The 11,122-nt window shown below is 60.5% G+C and carries 9 protein-coding genes; 7 read left to right on the forward strand and 2 right to left on the reverse strand.

The window, feature by feature from the left end:
• Window positions 1-84: 84 nt before the first annotated feature.
• Both FD715_RS17970 and FD715_RS17975 read left to right on the forward strand, forming a co-directional pair.
• The gene (locus tag FD715_RS17970; RefSeq protein ID WP_147113120.1) at window positions 85-1,203 is read left to right on the forward strand and encodes a CaiB/BaiF CoA-transferase family protein; all 1,119 of its coding nucleotides are present in this window, start codon (window positions 85-87) and stop codon (window positions 1,201-1,203) included.
• On the forward strand, window positions 1,200-2,375 hold the full coding sequence (locus tag FD715_RS17975) for an FAD-dependent monooxygenase (RefSeq protein WP_147113123.1): 1,176 nt from the start codon (window positions 1,200-1,202) through the stop codon (window positions 2,373-2,375). The genes FD715_RS17970 and FD715_RS17975 overlap by 4 nt, the downstream gene beginning before the upstream one ends.
• On the opposite strand, the gene FD715_RS17980 is transcribed toward FD715_RS17975, so the two are convergent.
• Entirely contained in the window at window positions 2,372-3,379 is a 1,008-nt protein-coding gene (locus FD715_RS17980) for an AraC family transcriptional regulator (protein WP_147113126.1), read from the reverse strand. The two genes, FD715_RS17975 and FD715_RS17980, sit on opposite strands and share 4 nt — an antisense overlap.
• A 78-nt stretch (window positions 3,380-3,457) precedes the next feature.
• Window positions 3,458-5,410: an acetate--CoA ligase gene (acs, locus tag FD715_RS17985; protein ID WP_147113129.1), complete on the reverse strand. Its 1,953-nt coding sequence runs from the start codon at window positions 5,408-5,410 to the stop codon at window positions 3,458-3,460.
• A gap of 280 nt (window positions 5,411-5,690) precedes the next feature.
• Between acs and FD715_RS17990 the strand changes: the two genes are divergently transcribed.
• From FD715_RS17990 to FD715_RS18010, 5 genes are all read left to right on the forward strand, one after another.
• Window positions 5,691-6,707 (forward strand): C4-dicarboxylate TRAP transporter substrate-binding protein, encoded by a 1,017-nt coding sequence (locus FD715_RS17990; RefSeq protein WP_147113132.1) that lies wholly within the window; start codon window positions 5,691-5,693, stop codon window positions 6,705-6,707.
• A 65-nt stretch (window positions 6,708-6,772) separates the two neighbouring features.
• Window positions 6,773-7,402 carry a TRAP transporter small permease subunit gene (locus tag FD715_RS17995; protein WP_147113135.1) on the forward strand — a complete coding sequence of 210 codons (630 nt, stop codon included), beginning with the start codon at window positions 6,773-6,775 and terminating at the stop codon, window positions 7,400-7,402.
• The gene (locus FD715_RS18000; protein ID WP_147113139.1) at window positions 7,402-8,799 is read left to right on the forward strand and encodes a TRAP transporter large permease; all 1,398 of its coding nucleotides are present in this window, start codon (window positions 7,402-7,404) and stop codon (window positions 8,797-8,799) included. Before FD715_RS17995 ends, FD715_RS18000 begins: the two co-directional genes overlap by 1 nt.
• 19 nt (window positions 8,800-8,818) lie before the next feature.
• Window positions 8,819-10,054 carry a Tm-1-like ATP-binding domain-containing protein gene (locus tag FD715_RS18005; RefSeq protein ID WP_147113142.1) on the forward strand — a complete coding sequence of 412 codons (1,236 nt, stop codon included), beginning with the start codon at window positions 8,819-8,821 and terminating at the stop codon, window positions 10,052-10,054.
• Window positions 10,055-10,169: 115 nt separating this feature from the next.
• Window positions 10,170-11,120, forward strand: a complete 951-nt coding sequence (locus FD715_RS18010; protein WP_147113145.1) for an MBL fold metallo-hydrolase — start codon at window positions 10,170-10,172, stop codon at window positions 11,118-11,120.
• Window positions 11,121-11,122 lie beyond the last annotated feature (2 nt).

Consider the following 11,122-nt stretch of genomic DNA (forward strand, 5'->3'; position numbering starts at 1 on the left):
CCGCCGTCCCTCTGGTGGTTTCAGTCTTGGCGTGGTGATGTGCCAGCATGAAAAACACATGTCTGCACCGCAAGGATGGCTGCCATGCCCGGACCGCTTGACGGGTTGAAGGTGGTCGAAATGGCCGGTCTCGGTCCTGTGCCCCTTGCGGGGCAATTGCTCTGCGACTTGGGTGCGGACGTCACTGTTATCGACCGGGCGTCGGCACCGCTGAATCTACACGATGTCAATCGACGGGGCAAACGGTCCATTGCCCTGAACCTCAAGTCGGGCGCAGGCGTTGCGGTCGTCCGTGATCTGATCGGTCGGGCCGACATTTTGATCGAAGGCTTTCGGCCCGGTGTCATGGAACGACTGGGATTGGCGCCATCCGACCTGCCTGACGCACTGATTTATGGCCGGATGACAGGCTGGGGGCAGGAGGGGCCGTTGGCCCATACTGCTGGTCACGATCTGACATATCTGGCGCAAACCGGTGTCTTGAGTTTGCTGGCAACCGCTGACGCGCCGCCAAAGCCGCCGCTCAACCTTATCGCCGACTACGGCGGCGGCAGCATGTTCCTGATCTTCGGTATTCTGTCTGCTGTGATTGCGCGCGGACGCACTGGCAAGGGGCAGGTTGTAGATGCGGCGATGATAGATGGTGTCCCTGCGATGATGGGTCTTTTGCACGGCTTCATGGCAAGCGGGTTTTGGTCGAATGAGCCCGGTACAAACTGGCTGGACGGTGGAGCGCCGTTCTATCGCTGTTACCGGTGCGCTGACGGGGCAGACATCGCCGTTGCAGCGCTTGAGCCTCAGTTTTATGCCGCGTTACTTGATGGTTTGGGCTTGGACGCGGCGGGACTGCCTGATCAGAACGACCGCCGGCAATGGATGACAATGGCGCGAATGTTCGAAGATTTTTTTGCCAGCCGTACAAGAGATGAATGGGTCGAAAAATTTGCCGGCACCGATGCTTGCGTTGCGCCGGTCTTGTCGATGGCGGAGGCGCAACGTGATCCCCATCTCGCCACGCGTGGCACCTATGTTGCGCCGGACGGTGTCGTACAGGCGGCGCCTGCGCCCCGTTTCAGCCAGTCTAGCCCGCGTAAACCTACGCCGCCAACGGCGCCCGGGGCGGATGCGCACGCGCTGCTGGTCGAACTTGGCTACGACGATGTGCGCATTGATGACCTTCGGCGTCAGGGGCACCTGACATGAAGGCGCTGATTGTCGGTGGCGGTATTGGCGGTCTGTCTGCTGCAATTGCACTGCATCTGCGCGGCTGGACAGTCCGGGTTTTTGAACAGGCGCCTGCATTGGCCGAAGTTGGCGCTGGGTTGCAGATATCTCCCAACGGCTGGCGGGTCCTCGACGCTCTGGGTGTGGCTGACCATCTTGCACCGGCGGTGTTTGAACCCGACGCGATTGAGATGCGACTGGGTCTCACTGGCCGTCAGGTGTTTCGCCTGCCGATGAAGGGATACGCGGTCACGAGGTGGGGGGCACCTTACCTTCATATTCACCGCGCGGACTTGGTCGATGCGTTGACCGTACGCCTAGTGGCGCTCGCGCCTGGGGCGGTTCAGACCGGGCGCTCCGTTTCTGGCTATGCCCCGTCGGGTATGGTGCAATTTGACGATGGCGAAACGGAGGAGGCCGACCTCGTCGTGGGTGCCGATGGGCTGCATTCGGCGATCCGCCGCCAGATGCTTGGCCCTCAATCGCCTCGCTATACCGGCAACGTGGCGTGGCGTGCGGTCGTGCCGCTTTCTGATCTGGACAACCCACCGCCACCCACCGCTTGCGTCTGGGCGGGTAACAAGCGCCACGCGGTCACCACGCGGTTGCGCGCGGGCACGATGGCCAATTTCGTCGGTATGATCGAACAGGACGAGCCTGCACCCGAAGGTTGGCGCATCGAGGGCAACCGTGACGACGCGCTCGCCGCATTTTCCGGCTGGGATCCCGCGATTGTCGGGCTCATTGAACGCGCCCCGGTCTTGAACCGTTGGGCGCTCTTTGACCGCGCGCCATTGCCGCGCTGGAATGATGGCCGGGTTGCACTGTTGGGCGATGCCGCCCACCCGATGCTGCCGTCAATGGCGCAAGGCGCCGTTCAAGCCCTCGAAGATGCCTGGACCCTCGCGGCGACGCTGGATGGCACGAACGATATCGAAGCCGCATTAGGGCGCTACTACGACCAGCGCATCGACCGCACCGCACGCATTCAGGCGGGATCGGCGGCGAATGCGCGGATGTTCCACAAAGCGTCGGTTGTAGGGCGTTTTGGGTTCTATGGACCTATGGCGCTGGGCGCGCGTCTGTTTCCCAACCTCATTCACGCGCGACAGGACTGGGTGTACCGCCATGATGTCACGGCATTGGCCTAGCCGCTCCTACTGTCCCTTACCGCTTGCGGCGTTTGACCGGTCCACGCGTTGAATGCCCTGTAAAACGAGTTTGGGTCGCGATAGGCGAGCAGGTAACTGATCTCTGCCACGTTCAGATCGGTGGATGTCAGGTATTCCCGCGCCAGATCGGCGCGCGTGCTATCCAGAACGGCCTGAAACCGCGTGCCTTCATCCCTCAAATGGCGTTGCAGACTGCGCGTGCTCAGGCGCATCCGTCTTGCGGCCGCCTCGATCGTGGCCTCGCCAGCCGGTAGCATTTCGGCAAGTGTCGCGCGCAGCCGGGCCGACATCACCTGCTCATCCGTCTGCAGGCGCATTTGTCGTTTGAAACTGGGTTCCAATTGCGCCCACTGCGCGGAGTCTGCAGACAAAAGCCTACGCTCGGCATCCTCGGATGACAGCACCAGCTTTGCCGGACCGCCGATCTGGATCTGGACCCCGAGATAGTCTTCGAGTGCATCGTGGCATGGCAGGCGTTCTGGCAGAGAAGCATCAAAGGGCACCATGTGGTCTCCGGTGCATGCGCGAATGGCTTCGGTGAGAAACACCAATTCGGTTGCACCAAATGACGATGGGAGCGGAAGACTTGGCTGATTTGAGGTCTTAGTGATCTCAAGCGCCTGTGCCTCCGTTCGCTTCAGGCCCAGATACAGCGGACCCGTCAGTGGCTTGAACAGCGAAAGCCTTTCAAGTCCCACAGCGACATTAGGGCTGCAGGTGAAAGCAAAAAAGGCGGGGTTGAACGGCCCCCTTGCATACGCTTGTCCAAGGACAAGTGGCGTGTCGCTGCGATCTGCCTCTGCCATGATCGCGTTCCATCCGGCAAAGTAGTCCGCCGCGTTTACTCCGCGCCCCTCGTTCTGCAGGAAGTCAGTGGGAAACCGCATCCGCCGCATCACCGCTGTCGGATCAACATGCAGCAGGCCGCATAGCTGTTCAGTCGTCCTGCCGATTTTGTAGTACGTGTCGTGCGCCGGTGCCATGCGCGCACTGTGACGTGCGCGCACCTGTAACGCCAGCGCCTTGGCGCGATCTGCAGGTCTGTTGGCGCGCTTTGCGCGTTAGCCCTTGTTCATCCGATTTTCGATCAGGTCGTCGACAACAGATGGATCAGCAAGCGTGGACGTATCACCAAGGGCGCCAAAATCATCCTCGGCGATCTTGCGCAGGATGCGGCGCATGATCTTACCGGACCGGGTCTTGGGCAGGCCGGGGGCCCACTGGATCAGATCGGGTGACGCGATGGGGCCAATCTCGGTCCGGACCCAGGTGCGCAGTTCCTTGCGCAACTCTTCGTTGGGCTCTTCGCCGTTCATCAGGGTCACATAGCAATAGATGCCCTGGCCTTTGATGTCGTGCGGGTAGCCGACCACTGCGGCCTCGGCCACCTTGGAGTGAGCGACAAGTGCACTCTCGACCTCCGCCGTTCCCATGCGGTGGCCCGATACGTTGATGACGTCATCGACGCGACCTGTGATCCAGTAATCGCCGTCGGCGTCCCTGCGGCAGCCATCGCCGGTAAAGTAGTATCCCTTGTAGTCGGAGAAATAGGTTTTCTCGAACCGCTCATGATCGCCCCAAACGGTGCGCATCTGGCCGGGCCAGCTGTCGGCAATGACAAGCACGCCCTCGACCCCGTTGCCCTCTATGACATCGCCCGAGGCAGGCTCTAGCACGAGAGGTTTGATCCCGAAAAACGGCTTCATCGCAGCGCCCGGCTTGGTCGCATGTGCGCCGGGCAGGGGGGTCATCAGGTGCCCGCCGGTTTCGGTCTGCCACCAGGTGTCGACGATGGGGCAGCGCCCGCCGCCGACGACGTCGTTGTACCAGTTCCATGCCTCTGGGTTGATCGGCTCGCCGACGGTACCCAGTACCTTAATGCTGCTCAGATCGCAGCCGGTGACTGGGTCGTTGCCATGCGCCATGAGCGCGCGGATCGCCGTCGGGGCGGTGTAGAACTGCGCCACCTTGTGCTTTTCGCAAACCTGCCAAAACCGCGACGCGTCCGGGTAGGTCGGTACGCCCTCGAACATCAGGGTCGTGGCCCCATTCGCAAGGGGGCCGTAGACGATATAGCTGTGCCCGGTGACCCACCCCACGTCGGCGGTGCACCAGTAGATGTCACCGTCCTTGTAATCGAACGTGATCTCGTGGGTAAGTGAGGCGTAAACGAGGTAGCCGCCGGTTGTGTGAACGACGCCCTTGGGTTGGCCCGTTGAGCCCGATGTATACAGGATGAACAGCGGATCTTCGGCCCCCATCTCCTCGGCCGGGCAGTCGTCGGACGCTTTTGCCGCCTCTTCATGGAGCCAGAAATCGAGACCGTTGCGCCAAGCGATCTGCTGGCCCGTCCGTTTGACAACCAGACATTTGGTGTCGTCGATCACGTTGATCAGCGCCTGGTTCACGTTGTCCTTCAGGTTCGTGACACGGCCCCCGCGCGGTGCGCCGTCTGCGGTGATCACGACCTTGGCGTCGCAACCCGACACACGGGCCGCCAGCGCATCGGGCGAGAAGCCGGCAAACACGATGGAGTGGATGGCCCCAATCCGTGCGCAGGCCAGCATTGCATAGGCGGCTTCGGGGATCATGGGCAGGTAGATGACAACCCGGTCGCCCTTGCCCACGCCCAGGTCCTTGAGCACGTTGGCCATCTTGCACGTCTCGGCATGCAACTCACGATACGTGATGTGCTTGGCCTCATCCTCCGGGCTGTCAGGTTCCCAGATGATCGCAGTCTGATCGCCACGGGTTGCAAGGTGCCTGTCGATACAGTTGGCCGAGACGTTCAAAGTCCCGTCGCCATACCAGTTGATCGCCACGTTGCCGAAGTCATAGCTGACGTCTTTGACGGTGCTGAAGGGTTTCATCCAGTCGATGCGTTTACCGTGTTCGCCCCAGAAGCCCTCGGGATCGGCGATGGATGCGGCATACATCTCTTCGTATTTGGCGGCGTCTACATGGGCATTTGCGGCCAATTCTGGTTGTGGCGCGTAAGTCTTTGTATCCGACATGGTTCCTCCCGGTCGTGTGTTCCTGTGATCGGAGCCGCACAAACCGCGCACCCCGCCAAACGCGTGGCGGGTCTCCTCCCTCTTGTTTGTGATAATACGCAACACGGCGCAGAAGGAAATAAATGAGACGTTGGTTGTAGATGCGGTCTTGATCTGAGGTCTTTCTCGCCCCCGCGCATAACAGCGGCACTTTGTCTGCGCGCCTCTTGGCAGCGCCGCATCGCCACGTTAGCCTCCCCATCAAGCGGGCCGATACGCCCCGCATCAAGGGAGAGATATCATGAACAAGATCGCAGTCGGCGGCATCGCCGCCGCCATTTCCTGCACATTCGCGCTCGAAGCAGCCGCGACAGAGTGGAATGTGTCCGTTTGGGGCAAACGTCGCGCCTTCACGGAACACATCGAAAAGCTGGCCGAACTGGTTTCGGAAAAGACAGGCGGCGAATTCACCATGAACATCAGCTATGGTGGCCTGTCGAAAAACCGCGAGAACCTGGATGGCATTTCCATCGGTGCCTTCGAGATGGCACAATTCTGCGCCGGGTATCACCGCGACAAGAACCGCGTGATTACCGTGCTGGAGCTGCCTTTCCTGGGTGTTGAGAACCTGGAACAGGAAGTCGCTGTCGCCTCGGCCGTGTACCAGCACCCGGCTGCGGTTGAGGAAATGGAGCAGTGGAATGCACGGCTGCTCATGACGTCGCCCATGCCGCAATACAACATCGTGGGCACGGGTGAGCCAAAAACGACACTGGCCGATTTCGAAGGGATGCGCGTACGCGCGACCGGTGGCCTCGGCAAGGCGTTTGAGAGCGTAGGCGGTGTGCCAACGTCCGTCACCGCGACCGAGGCGTATCAGGCCATGGAATCCGGTGTGGTCGACACCGTTGCCTTTGCACAGCATGCGCACTTGTCCTTCGGCACGATCAACCAGGCGGATTGGTGGACAGCAAACCTGAACCCCGGCACAGTGAATTGTCCTGTTGTTGTCAACATCGACGCCTATGACAGCCTGTCGGATGACCACAAGGCTGCGCTGGAAAGCTCGATCCCCGAGGCCATTGATCACTACCTGGCCAACTACGCCGAACTGCTCGAGCGCTGGGACAGCGTGCTGGAAGAGAAGGGCGTTCAAAAGGTCGAGATTGCGCCCGAAGTGATCGAAGAGTTCCGCGCGGTTGCAGCAGATCCAGCGCGTGACGCCTGGATCGCTGATATGGAAGCGCAGGGCTTGCCCGGTCAGGAACTTTACGATCTCGTTGTGGAGACCCTCGCCGACGCCAAGGGCGGCAGCTAAGTAAGTTGCCCGGCACGTCGTGAGGCCTGCCGGGCAAAACAAACAACCTCATCAAGGGGGCGGGCATGGCAGGTGCATCTACAGTGCTGGAGGATTCCAGCCTTCTTAGTCGTTTGGACAGGGCCCTGCTGCCCGTCGAACGCGTGATGGCTCTGCTCAGCGGTCTGGCCGCCTTTTCCCTTATGTTTCTCGCGGCTTACTCCGTGTCCGCGCGCGAGTTCTTTGAAAAGCCGTTGTTGGGATATGTGGATTACATCGAAGCGTTGATGCCGCTGATTGCCATCATGGGTGTGTCCTATGTTCAGCGCGGTGGCAGCCATATTCGGATGGACATCATCATTGGGGCCATGCGCGGCCGTTTGTTGTGGCTTGTGGAATTGTTCATGGTGCTGCTGATCCTTGTCCTGATGATTGCGCTCATCTGGGGATCATGGGCGCATTTTGACCGTTCCTTTGATTGCGCGCGGCCACTTTGTAGCCGGGACAGTTCCATCGACATCTCGATGCCGCTCTGGCCGTCAAAGCTGCTGGTCCCTATCGCCTTTGCGGTGTTGTGCGCGCGGCTCGTCTTGCAGTCCGTGGGCTACGCGCGGGCGTTTTGGCTGAACCTCGATCGCCCCGTCGCCGTGCCACTGATCCAGAGCGTGGCGGCACAAGCCAAGGCCGAGGCTGAGGCGTTGGAAGGGGCGGACTGATGGACCCGATCACAATCGGCCTGTGGACGACAGGGGGCATGCTCTGCCTTGTTTTTCTGGGGATGCGCGTTGCTTTTGCGGCAGGGCTTGCGGGTTTTGTCGGGCTTGTCTGGTTGCGCTGGAACGGGTTCGACTATGCGCCCGAACGGTTGGGCAAGGCTGTTGAAATCAGTGTGAAGATCGCGGGGCAGGTGCCGCATTCCAAAGTTTCGGCACACGCCCTATCCCTGATCCCGACCTTCATCTTGATCGGGTACCTTGCCTATTACGCCAAGCTGACGACCGCGCTGTTCGACGCGGCCAAGAAGTGGATCGCATGGGTGCCGGGCGGTCTGGCCGTATCAACCGTGTTTTCGACGGCCGGTTTTGCCGCAGTATCCGGCGCGTCCGTCGCCACGGCGGCCGTGTTCGCGCGTATCGCCATCCCCGAGATGCTCAAGATCGGGTATAACAAGCAATTTGCCGCGGGCGTCGTGGCCGCAGGCGGAACGCTTGCGTCGCTGATCCCGCCGTCGGCGATCCTTGTTATCTATGCCATCATCGTCGAACAGGATGTCGGCAAACTGCTGCTGGCGGGCTTTATCCCCGGTGCGTTCTCCGCCTTTGTTTACGCCGTTCTGATCATCGGCATCGCCGTCATCTTCAAGACTGTCGGCCCGCCGGTCGGCGGTTTTACCTGGCGCGAACGCCTCGTGGCTCTGCCGCCCGCGTTGCCCATCGTGGCCGTGGTCGTGATCATCATCTTTTTTGTTTACAACCCGTTCGGCGATGCCTGGGGCACACCAACCGAAGGCGGTGCAGTGGGCGCGTTCATCGTATTTCTCATGGCGCTCTATCGCGGCATGCGCCTGTCTGAGCTGAAGGACGCGCTGATCGAAACCGCTAAGCTGACCGTGATGATCTTCACCATCATCTGGGGCGTGTTGATCTATGTCCGGTTCCTCGGCTTCGCCGACCTGCCGGGCGCTTTCAGTGATTGGATCACCTCTCTGACTGTCTCGCCGATGCTGATCTTGATTTGCATCCTGCTGGCCTATGCCGTGCTTGGCATGTTCATGGACGCCATCGGTATGCTGCTGTTGACGCTTCCGGTGGTTTATCCGGCGGTCATGGCCCTCAACGGCGGCGAATTCGTGAGCGCAGAGGACAGCGCCTTTGGGATGTCCGGCCCCATGTGCGCAATCTGGTTTGGAATCCTGGTCGTCAAGATGGCGGAGTTCTGTCTGATCACACCTCCAATCGGGCTCAACTGTTTTGTCGTGGCGGGCGTACGCGATGACCTGAATGTTCAGGACGTGTTCAAAGGCGTCACCCCGTTCTTCATCGCAGACGCGATCACCATCGCGCTTCTTGTAGCATTCCCGGCCATCGTGCTTTGGTTGCCGTCATTGGCGTGAGCGACGGACGGAGGCCGCGATGCCCGACAAGACGATCCTGGTGGTCGGCACCTATGACACCAAGAACGACGAACTGAATTACATGGTCGAGCGCATCCGCGCGCAAGGCGGCGGCGCGCTGACAATGGACATCTCCGTTCTCGGCGATCCGGTGCAGCCGACGGATATCTCGAAACACGATGTGGCAGAGGCAGCGGGCAGCTCGATCCAAGCCGCCATTGACAGTGACGACGAAAACACCGCGATGCAGATCATGGCGCGGGGCGCCAGTGCCCTGGCGCAACGGCTTTTGAACGAACGGCGCTTTGACGGCATTGTCATTCTGGGCGGCACGATGGGAACTGATGCGGCGCTCGACATCTGCCAGGCATTGCCGCTGGGTGTGCCCAAATACGTTGTTTCAACCGTTTCCTTTTCGCCGCTGATCGAGCCGCAGCGCCTGTCTGCTGACATCCAGATGATCCTCTGGGCGGGCGGTCTGTATGGTCTCAACGCGGTCTGCAAGGCGTCCTTGTCCCAGGCCGCAGGCGCTGTGCTGGGCGCCGCTCGGGCGGTTGAGCCACCAAATCTGACAAAACCTCTGGTCGGAATGACGTCGCTGGGGTCCTCCTGCCTGACCTATATGAAGGCCCTGAAGCCTGCGCTGGAAGAGCGCGGTTTTGAGGTTGCGATCTTTCACGCGACCGGCATGGGCGGGATGGCCTTTGAAAGCATCGCGCGCGATGGCGGGTTTGTCTGCGTGATGGACTTTGCGCTGTCCGAACTCGGCAATCTTCTTGCCGGGTCTGTTGTCAATGCAGGTACGGATCGGATGCTGAACGCAGGGCGGGCGGGTATTCCGCAGATCGTGGCGCCGGGATGCCTCGACCTAATCGACTTCGCGGGTTGGCAGGATATACCCGACCGGTTCCAGGACCGCCCTTTTCATGCCCATAACCGGCTCGTGAAATGCTCCGGCTACAATGCGGATGAGCGTCGGGAAACGGCGCGCGAATTGGCTCAAAGGCTCAAGCAGTCAGAGGCGCCCGTTCACGTGATCCTGCCAAACCAAGGGATCGAGGAGTGGGATCGCCCCGGCGGTCCTGCGCATGACGCGCCCGCTCTTGCAGCGTTTTGCGATGAGATGCGCACGCAAATGACAGACCCGATAAAATTCACTGAACTGGATTGCCATATCAACGACGCAGCCTTTGTCGAGGCGGCGCTGATCATCTTTGACAGTTGGGTATCCGATGGGACAATACGGACTGTTTGAACCTGGCACGCTGCACACGGTTCCGCGTTGTTAGTTACAAAAGCAACTGATACCCGGCTTTGAAACTCGAACGGCCGCGCGGGCAATGCCAAGCGCTGCAAGCAAGGATGAACCCATGGCCAAGGCTTTCGCGTCCCAAGGGGACATGACGGAAAAGACCATCACCTTTGACGAGATCGGCGAGGGATTGTGGGCGTTCACCGCCGAAGGGGATCCCAATTCCGGCGTCATAATCGGCGATGAAAGCGTGATGATTGTCGAGGCGCAGGCGACCCCCCGTCTGGCTGAAAAGGTGATCGAGAAGGTGCGGTCTGTCACGGACAAGCCGATTACGCATCTGGTGCTGACCCATTACCATGCGGTGCGGGTGCTGGGAGCGTCGGCCTATGGCGCGGATCAGATCATCATGTCGGACATGGCCCGAGGTATGGTGGCGGAGCGCGGACAGGAGGATTGGGACAGTGAATTCCAACGCTTCCCGCGTCTCTTCGAAGGGTATGAGAGCATTCCGGGACTGACCTGGCCGACGACGACATTTTCGGACGCGATGACCGTTTACCTGGGAAATCGCCGCGTCGATGTCAAACATCTGGGTCGCGCCCATACGGCGGGGGATGCTGTCATTCACGTGCCTGATCAGAACGTGATGTTTACCGGTGACATCGTTGAATACCACTCGGCCTGCTATTGCGGTGACGGGTACTTCGGGGATTGGGGCGGCACGCTGGACGCGATCAAAGCCTATGAGGTTGATGCCATCGCGCCAGGTCGTGGAGATGCGCTTGTCGGGTCCGAGATGGTGAACAAGGCCATCGAAAGCACACGAGACTTTGTGGATAGCACGTACCGCCCGGCAGCACGTGTTGCGGCACGGAACGGCTCGTTGAAAGAGGCTTGGGACGCGGTGCGCGCCGAGTGTGACCCCAAGTTCAGCGACTATGCCATCTACGAACACTGCCTGCCGTTCAACGTCGCCCGCGCTTACGACGAGGCCCGCGGCATTGCCCATCCACGCATCTGGACGGACAAGCGAGATATCGAAATGTGGGAGGCCTTGCAGGGATAGGT

The sequence above is a fragment of the Tateyamaria sp. syn59 genome (assembly GCF_007995245.1).
Taxonomy (GTDB): domain Bacteria; phylum Pseudomonadota; class Alphaproteobacteria; order Rhodobacterales; family Rhodobacteraceae; genus Tateyamaria.